Annotated in this window: 14 protein-coding genes; 5 read left to right on the top strand and 9 right to left on the bottom strand. The window is 61.6% G+C overall.

Going from position 1 to position 16,336, the window contains the following annotated elements; genetic code table 11:
• Nucleotides 1-12 precede the first annotated feature (12 nt).
• The 3 genes from K6U75_12075 (at nt 13) to K6U75_12085 (ending at nt 4,891) form a co-directional block, all read left to right on the top strand.
• Nucleotides 13-438: a resolvase gene (locus tag K6U75_12075; GenBank protein MCL6475776.1), complete on the top strand. Its 426-nt coding sequence runs from the start codon at nt 13-15 to the stop codon at nt 436-438.
• Nucleotides 435-3,125, top strand: coding sequence for a glycoside hydrolase family 99-like domain-containing protein (locus K6U75_12080; GenBank protein ID MCL6475777.1), 2,691 nt, complete (start codon nt 435-437; stop codon nt 3,123-3,125). Before K6U75_12075 ends, K6U75_12080 begins: the two co-directional genes overlap by 4 nt.
• A 296-nt stretch (nt 3,126-3,421) precedes the next feature.
• A complete protein-coding gene (locus K6U75_12085; GenBank protein MCL6475778.1) occupies nt 3,422-4,891 on the top strand; it encodes a hypothetical protein in 1,470 nt (489 codons plus the stop codon).
• 21 nt (nt 4,892-4,912) lie between these two features.
• Here K6U75_12085 and K6U75_12090 read toward each other — a convergent pair whose 3' ends face one another.
• From K6U75_12090 to K6U75_12125, 8 genes are all read right to left on the bottom strand, one after another.
• Complete coding sequence (locus tag K6U75_12090) at nt 4,913-5,218, bottom strand: nucleotidyltransferase domain-containing protein (protein MCL6475779.1); 306 nt, start codon at nt 5,216-5,218, stop codon at nt 4,913-4,915.
• 6 nt (nt 5,219-5,224) lie between these two features.
• On the bottom strand, nt 5,225-5,632 hold the full coding sequence (locus K6U75_12095; GenBank protein ID MCL6475780.1) for a nucleotidyltransferase substrate binding protein: 408 nt from the start codon (nt 5,630-5,632) through the stop codon (nt 5,225-5,227).
• Between the two features lie 4 nt (nt 5,633-5,636).
• Nucleotides 5,637-7,148 (bottom strand): sugar ABC transporter ATP-binding protein, encoded by a 1,512-nt coding sequence (locus K6U75_12100; protein ID MCL6475781.1) that lies wholly within the window; start codon nt 7,146-7,148, stop codon nt 5,637-5,639.
• Between the two features lie 87 nt (nt 7,149-7,235).
• Nucleotides 7,236-8,006, bottom strand: coding sequence for a 3-ketoacyl-ACP reductase (locus K6U75_12105; protein ID MCL6475782.1), 771 nt, complete (start codon nt 8,004-8,006; stop codon nt 7,236-7,238).
• Between the two features lie 2 nt (nt 8,007-8,008).
• Nucleotides 8,009-9,649 (bottom strand): hypothetical protein, encoded by a 1,641-nt coding sequence (locus tag K6U75_12110; protein MCL6475783.1) that lies wholly within the window; start codon nt 9,647-9,649, stop codon nt 8,009-8,011.
• A gap of 3 nt (nt 9,650-9,652) precedes the next feature.
• Complete coding sequence (locus tag K6U75_12115; GenBank protein MCL6475784.1) at nt 9,653-10,114, bottom strand: PIN domain-containing protein; 462 nt, start codon at nt 10,112-10,114, stop codon at nt 9,653-9,655.
• 2 nt (nt 10,115-10,116) lie between these two features.
• Entirely contained in the window at nt 10,117-10,350 is a 234-nt protein-coding gene (locus tag K6U75_12120; protein ID MCL6475785.1) for a hypothetical protein, read from the bottom strand.
• A 30-nt stretch (nt 10,351-10,380) separates the two neighbouring features.
• The gene (locus tag K6U75_12125; protein MCL6475786.1) at nt 10,381-11,766 is read right to left on the bottom strand and encodes a glycoside hydrolase family 88 protein; all 1,386 of its coding nucleotides are present in this window, start codon (nt 11,764-11,766) and stop codon (nt 10,381-10,383) included.
• Between the two features lie 133 nt (nt 11,767-11,899).
• Between K6U75_12125 and K6U75_12130 the strand changes: the two genes are divergently transcribed.
• Together K6U75_12130 and K6U75_12135 are read left to right on the top strand one after the other, a co-directional pair.
• Complete coding sequence (locus tag K6U75_12130; protein MCL6475787.1) at nt 11,900-15,007, top strand: hypothetical protein; 3,108 nt, start codon at nt 11,900-11,902, stop codon at nt 15,005-15,007.
• A 131-nt stretch (nt 15,008-15,138) separates the two neighbouring features.
• Nucleotides 15,139-15,528: a DUF309 domain-containing protein gene (locus K6U75_12135; protein ID MCL6475788.1), complete on the top strand. Its 390-nt coding sequence runs from the start codon at nt 15,139-15,141 to the stop codon at nt 15,526-15,528.
• 61 nt (nt 15,529-15,589) lie between these two features.
• Here K6U75_12135 and K6U75_12140 read toward each other — a convergent pair.
• The coding region (locus K6U75_12140; protein MCL6475789.1) for a flagellin at nt 15,590-16,336 on the bottom strand (747 nt) is incomplete at its 5' end.

The following is a 16,336-nucleotide window of genomic DNA, read 5'->3' on the forward strand; positions in this document are numbered from 1 at the left end:
AAGGGTGGCAGCATGTCTGAGGGGGTGGTGATGGCAATAGACCCCGGGAGCAGTAAAGTGGGCTTAGCCGTCGTGCGGAGCGACGGGCAGGTGTTGCATCGCGCCGTACTGGCGGTGGAGGAATGCGAGAGGGAACTGGCTTCGCTGTATCAGCGTTTTCGCCCGCAATGCCTCGTGGTAGGCGCCGGTACGGGCTTCCGCGCAATAGAGATGTTGCTGCATCGTGTGCTGCCGGACGTGCCCATGCAGGTAGTTGACGAGGCGTATACCTCCGAGCAAGCACGCCGCCGCTACCTGCGCGAGAATCCGCCGAAGGGCTGGCGCAGGCTCATACCCTCCTGGCTGCGCACCCCGGACAAACCCTACGACGACTACGTGGCGGTGATTCTGGCAGAGCGTTACTGGCGCGAGGTGACTCAAAGGGAGGTGCAATCATGAACCAGACGCGAACAGAAGCGGAGTGGCGCTTCGATTCTCCCGATGTGCTGGAAGTATGGCGGGCAAACGGCGAAATCACGGACGTGCGCTTCGAGAACGGCGCGATGCGGTTCCGAACCACCGGTAGCGACCCGATACTGGAGTACATTCCGCTTCTCGACCTCCAAGCAGTTCCACACCAGGCGATAGAAATCGAACTCAAAGCCACCACGCCCGGCGTTGCCGAGTTGTTCTGGAGCAACACGACCCAGTCCCCGTACGGTGGCTTCCTGCCAGAGAAGCGCACGGATTTTGTCGTGAAGGGCGACGGGCAGTGGCATACCTATCGCGTTTTCCCGTTCTGGCAGAAGGAGGGGCGCATTGTCCGCCTGCGCTTTGACCCCTACGGCATTGGCGAGTTTCACCTGCGCGCCATCCGCATCGTTCGCCTGGCGGGATTGGGTGTTCGCGAAGGACAGAGAGATTTCGTCTTTCGCGACAACCGTGTCAACTGGCTTGCCTGGCATGGAGCGCAAATGCAGATGACCGCGAGCGGGGCGCGGCTGCAGCTGACGGAACCGGACGGCTTTGTCGCAGGGCGCGTCGGCATCGAAGCGGAGCGTTTCCAGATGGTGGCGGTGCGGCTCCGTTCGTCCGGAGTGAGACGATGCGCCATCGTATTTGCCACGACGGAGGCGTATGGTCTCCAGCAGCACGCTTTCGAGGTCATTCCCGATGGCAAATCGCGCCTTTACAATATCGATATGCTCGACTCTCGAAACTGGAGCGGTGAGGTGGTCATGCTGGGCATCCGTCCGGGCGAGCGCGCGGGAGACGCGATCACACTGGAAGAGGTGCGGGTAGCATCGGAACCACTGGGCGCGCCCGATGTGCATGTGTTGTTCTTCGGGATAGAAGATGCCCTGCCACGTGTGCAAAGCCCGCTGACCGTGACGCTTCGCGTGGTGAATCGGGGCGGACAGCCGGCAAGAGAGATGCGGGTATCCCTTCAACTGCCTCCGACGGCGCGTGTGCTGCAGCCGTTACATTCGCCCGCTGCCGAATTACCTTTTGGTGGAGAGGCGGAATGGCGCTGGCTGGTGTCGTTCTCTCGCGCGTGGAAAGGCTATTTTCAGGCGCAGTTACGGGCGGCAAACGCGCTGTTTGTCCAGGCCAGCACCAGCGCAGAGGTAACGCCCCGTTTGGTGAAGGCGAAACTGCGCGCGGTACCAGCCCCTGCACCGGTAGTCCCCAAATACCCGGTAGGGGTATACTACTTCCCCGGCTGGCGCAGTGCGGGGCAGTGGGCGCCGATTACTCGCTTCCCGGAACGTAAGCCAGTGCTGGGTTGGTACCGCGAAGGCGACCCCCAAATCGCCGACTGGCATATCAAATGGGCAGTGGAACACGGCATTACCTTCTTTGTGTACGATTGGTACTGGGTGCAGGGAGCGCGCCAGCTGGAGCACGCCCTGCATGAGGGGTATTTCAAGAGCAACTACCGCCGGTCTCTGCAGTTCTGCCTCCTGTGGGCAAACCACAACGCGCCCGGTACTTCCTCGCACGAGGACTGTCTGGCTTTGGTACGCTACTGGATAGAACACTACTTCCACCGTCCTGAGCATCTGAGAATCGATGGCAAGCCCGCCGTGGTGATTTTCAGCCCATACCAGTTGCGTGCGGATATGGGCAGCGATGGCGTCCGGCGTGCGTTTGACGCCATGCGTGAAGCGTGCGCGCGGGCAGGACTGGGCGGATTATACATCCTCGCGTGTATCGGCAGCGCGGGGGAGGCTTCACTGGTTGCGCGTGAAGGCTACGATGCGGTGACCGCGTATAACTGGCCTCACCTGGGAGTGCCCGGCGGTACGAAGTGGGCACCATTCGACACGTTGATTGACGGCTATCGCCAGCAGTGGGAGAGCATTGTGCAGAACAGCCCGATTCCCCTGCTGCCCCCGGTGTGCGGCGGTTGGGATAGTCGTCCGTGGCATGGGCAGGATGCGCTGGTGCGCTATGGGTGCACACCCGACAAGTTCAAGAAGCACCTGCAGGATGCCCTGCAGTTCTTACAACAGCACCGGCGCAATGTGGTTCCGATGATACTGATTGAAGCGTGGAACGAGTGGGGCGAGGGATCCTACATCGAGCCTCATCGTGAGTTCGGCTTCGGGTATTTAGATGCCATTCGGGAGGTGTTTACTTCCGCCTCGCCAGGGCACATCGACCTGACGCCCGCCGATATCGGGTTGCCAGCGCCACAAGTGGAGATGGTATCGTTCGCGCAACCGCGCGGGGAGTTCTCGAGAACTGGGGCAGGATGGGACCACGGAATGAATCTCACGGAGCCGCGCATCGAGGGCCGCGCACTGACCGCGATGACGACGAGCAATGACCCCGCGTTCTTCGGACCTCCCGTGCGAATTACCGCAGGTCGCTATCGCAAAATCCGCCTGCGGATGCGGCTGGAAGCGCAGGGAGAACCCTTCGAGGATATGGCACAGGTCTTCTGGACGACCCATTCGATGGGCGAAAGCGAAGCCACCAGCCAGAGGTTCCCAGTGCGTGTCGATGGACAATGGCGCGAATACGTGCTGTCTTTGAGTGAGAACCCGCGGTGGCGAGGAACGGTGACACGCCTGCGGCTGGACCCCTGCACTCGGGCTGGGGTGAAAGTGCAGATTGGGCGTATCGAACTGCTACCGTAACAACCCCGCAGAGGCGACCACAGGCGCACGGTGGTCTCCTGTGCTCAGCGGTGGTGTCCACAGCAGCAGCGCGAGCATCACGCTCACCACGATAAGTATTGTGAACAGAAGATTGCGCATACTCTCATTATCGGCCTGGAATCTATTGAACTGTATATCTCTCGTCGGAAACCGGTGAAAATACCTGTTCTTTGTAGACTGATAAAGAGCCCATGTCCACACCTCATTGACTAACCATACTTCACATACTACACTGTACTTACTACAAATACTTGCTTTCTGGGGAGGGATACACGATGGTACGGCGACATCACTGGCGACAGGTGGTGTGCTGCGTCATCCTGACGTACCTATGCCTGGCTCCACCGGCGCTTTCACAACGTCTTATCTGGCTCGGCACGTTGGGAGGCAGTGAGAGCGAGGCGTACGCCGTCTCCGACAACGGTATCGTGGTTGGGCAGGCGAGCACAGGTTACGGCGGTTATAACGCTTTCCGCTGGGTTGACGGAGTCATGCAGAACTTGAATGTGGCGGGAAACGGGTCGGCACATGGTTGTTCTCCAGATGGCTCCGTAGTGGTAGGTCGCTCTACCGACAGAGGAGCATTTCGCTGGACAGCACCGGGCGGGGTACAGTATCTTGGTGGGCTGGGTGCTTCGGACGTCTGTGCAGATGGTTCGGTGGTTTGCGGGTGGGCATACTTTGGTGCGTCGCGCCGTGCGTTCCTCTGGACAGCGGATACCGGTCTGCAGGAACTGGGCTCGCTGGGAGGAGGCGATAGCGTGGCACGAGGCATCTCCGCAGACGGAGCGGTGGTTGTGGGGGATTCCAACAGGTCAGACTTCCGTCGCCATGCCTTCCGGTGGACGGGGGATGCAGGAATGCAGGACCTCGGTACACTGGGAGGTTTGGAGAGTTGCGCTTACGATGTGTCTGCGGACGGCAGCGTCGTGGTCGGTAGCGCCAGCCGTGCCGGAAGTGCATCGCCACGCGCCTTTCGCTGGACTGCAAGCGGAGGAATGCAGGACCTTGGCACACTGGGAGGCAGTCAGTCTGTCGCCCGGGCGGTCTCGGCAAACGGCGAGGTGGTGGTCGGGGATTCTCAGCCCGTTGGGGCGTCGTGGAGCCGTGCGTTCGGCTGGACACAGTCTGGTGGGATGGAGAACCTGAACACCTCCTATGCCGCCCTGTTAACACCCGGGTCACACCTGGGGGTTGCTTATGGCATCTCGCCCAACGGACGTTTCATCGTCGGCAAAGGCTGGAATGCCGAGACGAGGCGCAACGAAGCCTTTCTCCTGGATACAGGACTCCGCACGTTCCGGATTTGGGGACGTATTGAACTACGCGACTTCGTCGGAGATGTGACGCAAGTGCCCATCGGCATGGAGCTGCGACAGGGCGGCGTGCCTGTGCGCACCGAGACCATCTTCCTGAACGCGGACGGCAACTACACCATCCCCGACGTGGAAAACGGTACCTACGACCTCGCCTTCAAAGCCAGTCACTGGCTGCGGACGGTAGTGGCAGGAGTACAGGTTAGCGATATGGACGTGAGCGGGGTCGATGTCTCTCTCACCAACGGTGACGTGGACGGCGACAACGAGGTGACACTGTTTGACTTTGGCGCGCTGGTGGCGGCTTTCGGCTCGGTGCCGGGCGATGGCAACTGGAACCCTGATGCGGATTTCGACGGGGATGAAGAGGTCACCCTGTTTGACTTCGGCATTCTGGTGGGCAACTTCGGTGCGGTAGGGGACGAATAGTTCGGAAGCAACGGGAGCAGGCTATCCCTGACACGAGGGATATATCACCACGCCTTCCTGAATGATACGCTCTTTGAGTAGTTCCTGCGGCAGGGTGTCGAAACGCACCATGTCTATCTGGTAGATAATGGGTGATTCCTCGATCTGCTCGCACAGGTCTGCCCACTCGGCGGGAGACATGTCGGGGGCGATGATAGCGAGGTCGATATCAGAGGTGCGGCGCGCGGTGCCGGTAGCACGGGAACCGAAGAGTAATACCCTTTGAATCGTCGGGAAGCGCGAGAAAATGTCCTGCAGCACTTTCAGGTCGTCCTCCCGCACCTGCATCGCCAGCTACTCCTCCCAAGCGATGTTTTGCAGACGTCGCGCCGCCTCTTCCAGCAAGACGATATGCTGGCTGGCGATGCGCTGGTATATCGCTTCGGCAAGCGCCTCGTCGTAGGTGTGCGAGGTGAGATTGCGGTCATCCAGCATCGCCATCCACCCGTCACCTTCCGAATCTGAGGGAATAATGCCGGCTTCGAACGCCTCACGCAGCACACGACGCGGGCTGTTCGCCTCATAGCCGAGATGGTGCAGGTAGACCTGCAGGGTTTTCCACAGCAGTTCGAAGGTGAACTCGAATCGCTGGATCACGCCGTCGCGGACGACCTCACTGTAGGGCATCGCGAGTGCTTCTCGCAACCGCTGCAATGCCTGGTGGAACAGTCGGCGTCGTTGCTCAAACCGCTGCTGGCTCATGGTGTTATTCACCGCCAGTGGCAAGGTGCATGATGCGCTCCTGCGTGGCTTCCTCGCGCGACAGCTCGCCCACGATGCGTCCCTGATGCATCACCAGAATGCGGTCGCTCATGCCCAGCACCTCGGGCAGCTCGCTGGAAATCATCAGGATAGCCACCCCTTCTTCTGCCAGGCGGTTCATCAGCTGGTAAATCTCCGCCTTCGCGCCCACGTCAATACCGCGCGTCGGCTCGTCGAATATCAACACCTTCGAGCGGGTGAACAGCCACTTCGCCAGCACTACCTTCTGCTGGTTGCCCCCCGACAGGTTCTTCACCGCCTGCTCGATGGATGGCGTGCGTATCATCAGTTCGCGTACATACTGCTCGGCAACCTGCCGTTCCCTGCGCAGCTGCACAAAGCCCAACCGCGTCAGCGCTTTGAGGTTTGCCAGAGTGTTGTTCTCGCGCACGGTCATGCTGAGGATAAGCCCCAGCGCCTTGCGGTCTTCGGTCATCAAGCCGATGCCCAGTCGAATGGCGTCCTGCGGCGAGCGGATGCGCACGGGCTTGCCTTCCAGCAGAATCTCGCCGCTGTCGATGGGGTCTGCCCCGAAGATAGCGCGCGCCAGCTCGGTGCGTCCAGCACCTACCAGCCCCGCCAGTCCGACGATTTCCCCCTCATGCACCTTCAGGCTGATGTCGTGCAGCACGCCCTTGCGGTTCAGATGGCGCACCTCCAGCACCACGTCACCGCGTTGCGTTTTACGGGTGGGGAACTGTTCGGTAATCTCGCGCCCCACCATCATGCGGATGAGCTCGTCGCGGTTGGTCTCGGCGACCTGTCGCACGCCCACCAGCTTGCCGTCGCGCAGCACGGTCACGCGGTCGGCAATCTCAAAAATCTCCTCCAGCCGGTGCGAGATATAGATGATGCCAACGCACTGCCCCTTCAGGCGTCGAATGAGACGGAACAGGTTTTGCAGCTCGTGTTCGGTGAGGGTGGCGGATGGTTCGTCCATCGCCAGCACGCGCGCGTTCTGGGAGATGGCTTTGGCGATTTCCACCATCTGCTGTTGCGCCACCGAGAGGTACTGCACCGGGGTGCGGACGTCGATCTGCACGCCCAAATCGTCAATCAGCTGCTGGGCGCGGGCGTACATCGTTCGGAAGTCCACAAAGCCGGGTACTCGCGCGCGCGGCTCACGTCCCAGAAAGATGTTCTCTGCCGCGCTGAGATACGGCACGAGGTTGAACTCCTGATAGATGATGCGGATGCCCAGGTCCATCGCCTCGTGCGGATTGGTGATGTGCACCGGCTTGCCATCCAGCAGGATTTCGCCCCGGTCGCGCGTCTCTGCGCCGGCGAGGATTTTCATCAGCGTGGATTTGCCCGCGCCGTTCTCGCCGACCAGCGCCATCACCTCGCCTGCACGCACTTCGAAGTCCACATTGTCCAGCGCTTGCACGCCCGGATACTGCTTGCTGATACCGCGCATCTGCAGTACCGGAGGAGCGGCTATCGCCGTTTCTGGCATTCTGCACCCCTCTTCCAGTACGAACTCCTGAAAACAGTTTTCGCCTTGCACGGTGCGGAGTCCTTGCATCCAGACCCGCTGGCTCCCTTACAACCGGGGTACCGTGAGCCCCCCGTCCACCATGATGACCGCGCCCGTCGAGTAGGACAGGTCGCCTCGCACCAGCATCGCCACCGCTTTGCCCACGTCATCGGGCGTGCCCCAGCGAGGCTGCAGGGTAAGCCCTTCTGCGATAAGACGGTCATAGCGCTCCTGAACGGGGGCGGTCATGTCGGTGCGGATAATGCCGGGGCGCACCTCGTAAACGGGGATGCCGAACTCCGCCAGCCGCACCGCCCACAGTTGCGCGGCCATCGACAGCCCTGCTTTGGAGATACAGTAGTCGCCGCGGTTGACCGATGCCACCGTGGCGGAGATGGAAGTGATGAACACGATACAGGCGGAGAAATCGGGGTCGGCTTGCTTCTGTTCGATCATCCAGCGGGCGACCGCCTGCGTCAGGAAGTAGGGCGCCTGCAGGTTGATGCGAATCAGCCGCTCGAAGCTCTCCTCACCTGCCTCCAGGATGTCCGCCCGCACCTGTGGGGCGACGCCCGCGTTGTTGACCAGTACGTTCAGCCTTCCGAACCGCTCGCGAACCGCCTGCACCAGTTGCTGGCGTTGCTCCGGCTGCGAGATGTCCGCCTGAAAATACTCGACCGGCGGGCCCGACTGGCACAGTCCCTCCAGCACCGCCCTCACTGCCTCAGCCGGGCGCACACCGTTGAGCGCAAGCGCATAACCCTCCTGCGCCAGACATCGCGCGATGCCCAGGCCGATGCCCCGCGTTCCACCAGTAATGAGAGCCACAGGGTGCATAGTTACTTTATCGCCACCACCGTCCACAGTCCTGCGTTTTTGACCTCCACCGCCATACGTTCTTTTGTCTTCTGGAGAGTGGTTGTCATTGCCCTGCCCTCCGGTGAGAGGACGGTTGCCTCCCGTGGGGAGATGCCCAAACGCTGGAGCAACACGCCGCCAAGGCGCAAGGTGGCATCGGCAGGGACAACGCCGTCCGTCTCCACCCGATAGTCACGATTCAGCAGGTGAATGACCACAGGATAGCCTCCTCGCTGCGCACGCCGGCGCAGGGAGACGACAAACTTGCTCTTGCTCTCCACCTGCAGCTGGTTCTGGGTCTCTTCAGGCAGGTTTGTCGGCGTGTGCTCTGCGGTTAGCACGCGATACCCGCTCGCTCGAAGATTGCCGGCGATGTGGGTGCGTCTGTCGGGCGTGCGGTACAGGACGGCAAAGGGCACGCTGGCTTCCAGCATCGCCAGAGCCAGACGCTTTGCCGCTTCGAAACGCGCTTCATCTATCTCCAGCAGCGTATTCGTCAGGAACAGGTATCCGTCGAAAAGGTCGCGGTGCTCGCGCACAAAGCGGTACAGGTGGGTGAAATCCTCCGGCTTGCCCCGCCACCAGTGCGTGCCCTTCTCCGGCGTGTAGCACCACTGGTTGTGCGGCACCATGAACACCGAACCGAAGGCGTACGCCTGTGCCACCCATGCGCGCACCAGCCCCGGCTTCTCGTTGGCGGCAATCCACGCCCAGTCCCAGCCGCTCGCCGTCGCAGTCTGACGCTTGTTAAACGCCTCGACCAGCCGATACACGAACAGCGGTTCTACTGAGATACCTTTCTGACTGGCATGGTGGTCTACCTCCCCGCAGAAGTAGTCCACCAGAGGCTCTACCAGCAACGCCTCGGGACTGGACGCGCTGGAGTTGACACTGCGCAGCAGCGGTTTGCGCATCAGGTTTTCAGCCTTCTCGTACACCTGCCGGATGAGTTGCGCCACCGCTTCGCGCTGGAACTGCTGGAACTCCGCCCCGAAAGGAACCTTCCAGGGATTCTGACGGTATTGTGCAGCAGTGATGCCAGCCTGTCTCAAGTGCTCGCGGTAGTCGAAGCGTTCTGCTTCGGACGCGCTCAGTTTGCCCTTGCGATTCAGGTATTCGCGGAAGGCGGTCATGCAATGCCGGCAGAAGCATCCACCGTTCCATGCGGCACAGGCGGAAGTACCCCGATAGTCGTCAATATGCAGCCCGTCTATCGGTGCAAGACACGCCCGCTCGGTCTGGTCCATCAGATAGGCGCGATAATCTGGGCTGTTGGTGCAGAACCAGTAGGCGGGGTGCCCCTTGTGCGAATGGTCGTGCAGCCACGGCACGGTCAGCGGGTTGCCGTCGAGGTCGCGGCATACAGATTGCATGAAGGTGTCCGGGCGGAAATCGATGAAACCGGCGAAGTCCACCAGAAAGTCCACGCTGGCGCAGTAGCGCATATTTCGTCGCTTCGCCTCGGAGACGCGGGTGCGGAACTCTTCCAGCGGGCGTCCCTCGCGCTGCCGTGTCCTGCCTCCCCAACCGGTAACCGTTCCTCGGTAGAGGTCGTACTGTTCCGGTTCCGGTGCATACATGAACACCACATCACTGGCTTCAATACGCGGTCGTGCTGGCATTTTTTATCCTCCTTGAGTGATGTGGTCTATCAGCTGCGCTGGCGTCCAGGCCGCAACCTCGCGGTAGCGGGTGAAGTCGTCGAGGTTGAGGGTCAATATGTCCCCAATGCGGTGCGCTACTGCGAACGCCACCAGCCGCGCGTCATGCACCTCTTTGCCTTTGACCTCGTATTGTCTTACCAGCTGCAGCCACCGCTCCGCGATGTCCGGCGGTTCAGGGAGCAGCGGAATGCTGCGGACAATGGTGGTAATGCCAGTGAAAACCTGCTCTGTATCCAATCCCAGCCCGTTTGTCTCGCGCGGGCGCGTGCTGACTGCCCAGAACTCGATCAACGATTGCGCGCACAGATACAGACGCACACCCTGTTGCAAGCTAACCTGAACCACCTGCTCGCAGACGGCACGCTCAGGACTGTCGAGGTCTCTCAGCCGCACGAGAACGTTACTGTCCACCAGGTAGGCCATCTTTAGTCCTCATAGATGGTTTCGCGTCGCAACGCTTCAGGCGGTAGATTAACGCCACGCACTCCCCCTTCCACAAATCGCCGCAGCGCCTCCAGCCGCTCTTCTACCGGGAGCTCCTCCGCCTTCGGTAACGGCTCCAGCAACATCATCGTGACCGTTTGTCCCGCCTGCAAATCCAGCGGCTCCTCTGGAACCAGTACCCTGCCGTCATATCGCGCCCGAATCAGCGTCTTCATGGCAAACACCTCCACCATGATTGTACCCGCTCACCCGTCACGACCGAAGAACGCATAATATCCCTCCCCCTTTGCCAGCCGCTGCACGTAAAGGCACGCCTCGCGCAGGTGGTAATCACCCCACATGCTGGACTCGCCGCAGGGGATGCGCCGTCCCTCGGGCACGTGGTCCCAGCCGTTCGGGCGGTGGTATACGCTGTGTAGCAGCAGCCCCTGATGCGATTCGTCCATGCTCAGGTAAGGCTCTTCCAGCAGACGGCGTAGAACGGTCAAACCCGCCTGCCCGTAACGATGACCTTCCTGCTCGCGCCCGTTTGCGCTCAGCCAATGCCCCAGTCGCAGCAACGCCTGGCACGCAATCGCCGCCGCCGAGCTGTCCACCGGCTCCCGGTCGTTGAACGGGTCGGCAGGACGATTCAGATAGTCTCCCAGTTCGCGCAGCCCGGGCGCGCCGGTGTCCCAGTAGGGGATGCCGTCGGTGGGGGTGTTCTCGATGAAGAAATCGGCGGTCGCCAGCGCGGGCTGTAGCAGCATCGCCTGCACCGCCTCACGTCCCCCAAAGGGTTGCAAGTCGGCGTCGCTAAGCGTATCGACAAACTCCAGCTGCTCCGCGAAGCCCAGCATCACCCATGCCAGCCCGCGCGTCCATGTGCTGAACGGCGAGTAGCCCTGCTGCGTAGAGGGGCAACGGTAGCTGCCGTCGTTCGGGTTGAACAGGCTCTCATGCGCCACGCGCCCGCGCACGTCGTAGATGTCTCGCCCTTCGCCGTAGTACACCGTGTAGCGGGTAGTAGTGCGCGCGTGGGTGATCAATCGCTCCAGCAGCGACACCGTGCGGTCGCCCTCCGTTTTCAGCACATGTCCCAGCCGATGCGCCAGCGCAAGCACGCGCAGGGTGCGCATGGTGTCCGCGAACAGCGAGTGCGGCCCGTTGAACGAATAGATATAGCCGCCTCCGTCTGCCGTGCGCGCCCATCGGCTCGCCTGCACCGCCCCGCTGCAGCGGATTGCCAGCTCGCACAACCGACGCTCGCCTTCGTCGACAGGAAGACGTCCTTCCCCCATCAACCGCCACAGGTTGCCGTAGGTGCTGATGATGTTAAAGCCGTGGTCATGCACGCCCATGTGGGTGATGTGTACAGGGATGTGGCGATACGTCCCCTCGCGCCCAAGGTGCAGGAAACTCTCATCACCGGTGGCGTCATACTGCAGCAGCGCGGAACCGAACTGGAAGCCGTGTGTCCAGTCCGTCCACGCGCGGCTGGCGTACCGCCCCTTCACCGTAAACACCGGCGCGCCCATTTCTGGTGACCATGTTTGCTCGATATCCAGTATCTTCGCCGCCGACAGCTGCCACATTCGCTCGATGGCAGGGAGCAGGTCGGACGGCGACAGGTTGTTATCCACATGGAGCATGAGAGAACGCCTCCTAACGATAATCTTTTTTCTTAGTGGGCAAGCAGATAACCTGCCCGAACCGCCAAAAGGGATGACCGCGCGAGTAGCGAATACAGACCCGTCTGAACTCTGATGGAAACAGGAGCGAGCGATGAACACCGAAGCATTCCGAAAACCCGACAGCATCTTGCGTCCTGCGCCTTTCTGGGCGATTAACGACAGGCTCGACCCGAACGAGGTCGCCCGACAGATGGCGGATATGATTCGCGTCGGATTGTCGGGCGGCTTTTTCCACTCGCGGCACGGTCTCATCACCGACTATCTGGGCGAGGAGTGGTTTGCTGCCATGCGTGCCGCGCTGCAGGCGGCGAGGGAACACGACGGCTACCTCTGGCTGTATGACGAGGACCTCTGGCCGAGTGGCAACGCGGGTGGGCAGGTCGCGGGCATGAAGGACGAATACCGCGCCGCCACGCTCAACGCCATTCTCGTCGCGCCCGGCGAGCCGGAACCCACCCTGCACGAAGACCAGGCACTGCGCGCCTGCTACGCCATTAAGAAGCGCGACCGCCTGACCCTGCTGGAAGCCGAGCAGGTGCCGCTGGACAGGCTAGAATCGGCGCGCCAGTACGAGAGGCTGCTCCTCGTGCGTACCTATCAGCCCAAAACCGGCTGGTGGGGCGGCGAGTCCTACGCCAACCTGCTGCACCCCGAAGCCATGCGCGAGTTCATCCGCCTCACCCACGAGCGCTACTACGGCGAGCTGGGCGAAGAGTTCGGCAAGCGCATCCCCGGTATCTTCACCGACGAGCCGCAGGTGCCCTCCGCCTCCAACGGCTTCGCGTGGTACGAGGGACTGCCAGAACGCTATCGCGAATGGACGGGGCGCGACTTCTGGCGAGACCTGCCCTATATGTTCTTCGACGGCGCGGAGGCGCGCAAAATCCGTCTGCTGATGCACCGCACCATCCTGCGCCAATTTCTGGAGGCGTACAGCAAGCCCATCTACGAATGGTGCGAACAACACGGACTGGAACACACCGGGCACTACAACGCCGAGGATACCTTCCACGGGCAGATTGTCTGCCACTACGGCGGGATTATGGCGCACTATCGCTATCAACAGGCGCCCGGCATCGACCACCTCTGTCGCGTGGCGCACAACCACCTGTTCACCGTCAAACAGGTCTCCTCAGCCGCCCGGCAGCTGGGCAGGAAGCGCGTGCTGACCGAAATCTTCGGCGTCAGTCGCCACACCAACACCTTCGAGGACTTCAAGTGGCTGGGCGACTACGACCTGGTGCTGGGAGCCAACTTCTTCTGCCCCCACCTCACGTGGTACTCCGGTAAAGGGCGGCGCAAGCGCGACTACCCGCCCAACTGGAACTACCAGCAGACCTACTGGGACGACCTCAAGCCCCTGAATGACTACTTTACCCGCGTCGCATACGCCCTGACGCGCGGCAAGGCGTCGGTGGACATCCTGCTGCTGCACTCCATCGAGAGCGCAACCGCTGCCCGACGATTCGGAGTGGAGGTGCAGGGGCAGGTGCAGGACAACGCGCGACGCACTCCGCTGGACGTGCCCACCGCCGACCTGCGCGCGGCAGATGAGCTGGACGCGCTGATGCGCAAGACGCTGGACGCCATCCTCAACGCGGGCTATGACTGTGACCTCGGCGATGAAGGCTACATCGAGGACATGGGGCGTGTGGAAGGCGACCGCTTCGTCATCGGAGAGATGGCTTATCAGGTGGTGGTGGTGCCACCCGCCACCACGTGGAGACCGAAAACCTACGAGTTGCTCAAACAGTTTGCACACAACGGCGGCAAGGTCATCCTGCTGGGCGAGCTGCCGTCCGAGCTGGACTGCGAGCCTGCCCGCGAGAAGTGGCTGGAACTCGCCAACCATCCCAACGTGCGCTCCCTGCCCTGCGCGGTGGAAGCCATCCAGAACGCCATCGACGAGATTGCCCCGGGCGACTTCACCCTCAAAAGTGCGGACGGCAAGGCAGTGCCCATGACCTACCTGCAGCACCGCATCGACGGGGAGGAACACATCTTCTTCATCGTCAACTCCGACCGCAACGCTGGCAGGGACTACGTGCTGACGCTTAAAGGAGCGGCGGGCAAGCCGGTACTGAAGTGGGATGCAGTGGAGGCGACCTGCTGCCGCGTGAACGCCATACCAATCGGCAACGACCTGCGCTACGAGTTCAGCCTGCCGCCGTGCGGGTCGCTGCTGTTGACGGTAGGCGCGGATGTGCCCAACGCGCAGGTGGAGGAACGCCTGCCCGACCTGCGACAGGGCGAGGTCATCCCCCTCCCGCAGGAGTTCGACTTCACCCGCACCGACCCGAACGTGCTGGTCATGGACCGCATCAGCGTCTCGTTCGACGGGGGCAACACCTTCGAACCAGAGGACTACGAATGGCGGGTGCGCAAGTCGCTGGCAAAGCGGTTCGGCACGGAGGAGACCCTGCAGTGGCAGCCCTGGGTGGCGATTCGCAAACGGCTGTTCGAGGGCAAGGGAGGCGACATCGTGCTGCGCTACCGCTTCCTCAGCGACCTCGAGCAGCCGAAGAGCTATGTGGTCATCGAAGACCTGTATAAGGGCAAGCTGAAGGTGAACGGACAACCTGTTTGCTGGGATAGCGCAGAGGAGCTTGGCAGGTACTGGGACAGGGGATTCCAGATGGCGGAGATTACCTCGCTGGTGCAGCGGGGCGAGAACATTGTGGACTTCGCTGTCCACTACGACTTTCTCACGGAGGTGGAGACCGCCTACGTGGTGGGCGATTTCGGCGTGGCGATGGTCGACCCCTTCCGGGCCAAACTGGTGGAGGAGCCGAAACGCCTGAAGGTCGGCTCGTGGAGCACGCAGGGCTATCCCTTCTACACGGGCAGGATGGTGTATCGAACGGACTTCACCGCGCCCGCTGGCAAGCGGTTGTTCCTGCGGCTGATGCGTCCATCGGGCACGCTGTTCAAGGTGCGCCTCAACGGCAAGGAGGCAGGCAGCATCCTGTGGCGACCCTACCTGCTGGAGCTCACCCCGCTGGTACAGCCCGATCAGAACCGGCTGGAAATCGAGGTGGTCTCTTCGCTGCAGAATGCGTGGGGTCCGCTGCACGAAAAGAACGGTGACGATAACATGTGGGCGGGACCCAACGCCTTCCAGGAGGAATGGTTCCTGCGCGAGGAGCTGAACAGCTTCAACTACGGTTTGCTGGGAGGCGCGGAGCTGGTGGCAATTTGACCTCACCCCCTGCCCCTCTCCTGTGACGAAAGGGGTGATAGGTTGCCATCACCCCTGTCCCCTCTTTCGAAGCTGCGGGAGAGGGGTGTCTGGCTCCCCCTTCCCTTGCAGGGAAGGGGATGGGCGGTTAGGTGAAAAAGGAATTCATCATGGATTTACCTGCCCGCTTCTACGACGCTATGCGTTTGTTCGACGCAGGCGAGTACTTTGAGTGCCATGAGGTGCTGGAGGAGCTCTGGCGCGAGGAGCCAACCTCACTGCGCCTGTTTTACCAGGGCCTGCTGCAGGTAGCGGTGGGTTGCTACCACCTCACCGTCCGTTACAACCGCCGCGGCGCACTGAGCAAACTGCAGGCGGGGCTGGACAAGCTCGGGCAGTTTCCCGCGGTGATGCACCTGCTGGATGTGGAAGACCTGCGTCAGCAAGTGCAGGCACTGGTCGAGCAGGTAAAAGCCATGACCGACGAGGAGATAGCTGCCTTCGAGAGGACGCCTTTGCTGACGGTACGGTATCTAACCTAGCGCCGTAAAAGCACCAGCCGCCCCATCGGGGCGGCCGGGTTCTCGGTCAGGAGGGTGCGGATTACCGGAGCAGCGACAGCACTGCTTGCGGTGCGGCGTTCGCCTGAGCCAGCACTGCCATGCCCGCTTGCTGCAGAATCTGCAGTTTGGTGTAGTTCATCACTTCCTCGGCAACGTTGGTGTCGCGGATCGCGCTCTCCGACGCCGCCAGGTTCTCGCGGGAGATATTCAGCGAGCGAATGGTACTCTCCAGAACCTGTTTCTGGAAGGAACCAATATTCCCGCGTACCTGGCTGATCTGCGAAATGGCTTCGTCGATGATGCGGATGGCGTCCTGTGCTCCCTGCTGAGTCGTGACGTCGATGTCCTGCAGGGACTTGCCCGCCACCACTGTCGTGCCCAGCTGACCGGCGCGAGTATCGCGCAGGGAGACACGCGCGACCTGCCCCGCGTTCGCGCCAATCTGGAACACCAGGCTCTGTGCGGTAACCACCGCCACCTTCGTGTTGCTCACCGACGTGCTGTTGCCTGCCTCGGTCAGCAACAGCGTGTTGCCATAGGCATCCTTCACTTTCAAACCGCTGTCGCCTACCGCACGGCCTCCGGTGAAGGTCGCAGAGGTGACACCAGCCGACGTGGTAACCTGAACCGTTACCACCGCATCCACACCCACTGACGAGGAGGCGTTGGTGCCCGAGAACAGCAACGTCGCGCTCTGGTTCGCCTCAATCCGGAAGTTCGCTCCGTAGTTCACCTGCGTCAAATACACCACGCCGCTACCGTTGCCGAAACTGAACATCGCGCTCAC

Source organism: Bacillota bacterium (genome assembly GCA_023511455.1).
Taxonomy (GTDB): Bacteria; Armatimonadota; HRBIN16; order HRBIN16; family HRBIN16; genus HRBIN16.

What these genes read in the sequence shown, in the direction of transcription:
- K6U75_12105 (MCL6475782.1), bottom strand. Translation starts at nt 8,006, where the DNA reads ATGCACCCTGTGGCTCTCATTACTGGTGGAACGCGGGGCATCGGCCTG.
- K6U75_12095 (MCL6475780.1), bottom strand. Translation starts at nt 5,632, where the DNA reads ATGAGCCAGCAGCGGTTTGAGCAACGACGCCGACTGTTCCACCAGGCA.
- K6U75_12125 (MCL6475786.1), bottom strand. Translation starts at nt 11,766, where the DNA reads ATGCTCCATGTGGATAACAACCTGTCGCCGTCCGACCTGCTCCCTGCC.
- K6U75_12100 (MCL6475781.1), bottom strand. Translation starts at nt 7,148, where the DNA reads ATGCCAGAAACGGCGATAGCCGCTCCTCCGGTACTGCAGATGCGCGGT.
- K6U75_12115 (MCL6475784.1), bottom strand. Translation starts at nt 10,114, where the DNA reads ATGGCCTACCTGGTGGACAGTAACGTTCTCGTGCGGCTGAGAGACCTC.
- K6U75_12120 (MCL6475785.1), bottom strand. Translation starts at nt 10,350, where the DNA reads ATGAAGACGCTGATTCGGGCGCGATATGACGGCAGGGTACTGGTTCCA.
- K6U75_12130 (MCL6475787.1), top strand. Translation starts at nt 11,900, where the DNA reads ATGAACACCGAAGCATTCCGAAAACCCGACAGCATCTTGCGTCCTGCG.
- K6U75_12080 (MCL6475777.1), top strand. Translation starts at nt 435, where the DNA reads ATGAACCAGACGCGAACAGAAGCGGAGTGGCGCTTCGATTCTCCCGAT.
- K6U75_12085 (MCL6475778.1), top strand. Translation starts at nt 3,422, where the DNA reads ATGGTACGGCGACATCACTGGCGACAGGTGGTGTGCTGCGTCATCCTG.
- K6U75_12090 (MCL6475779.1), bottom strand. Translation starts at nt 5,218, where the DNA reads ATGCAGGTGCGGGAGGACGACCTGAAAGTGCTGCAGGACATTTTCTCG.
- K6U75_12075 (MCL6475776.1), top strand. Translation starts at nt 13, where the DNA reads ATGTCTGAGGGGGTGGTGATGGCAATAGACCCCGGGAGCAGTAAAGTG.
- K6U75_12110 (MCL6475783.1), bottom strand. Translation starts at nt 9,649, where the DNA reads ATGCCAGCACGACCGCGTATTGAAGCCAGTGATGTGGTGTTCATGTAT.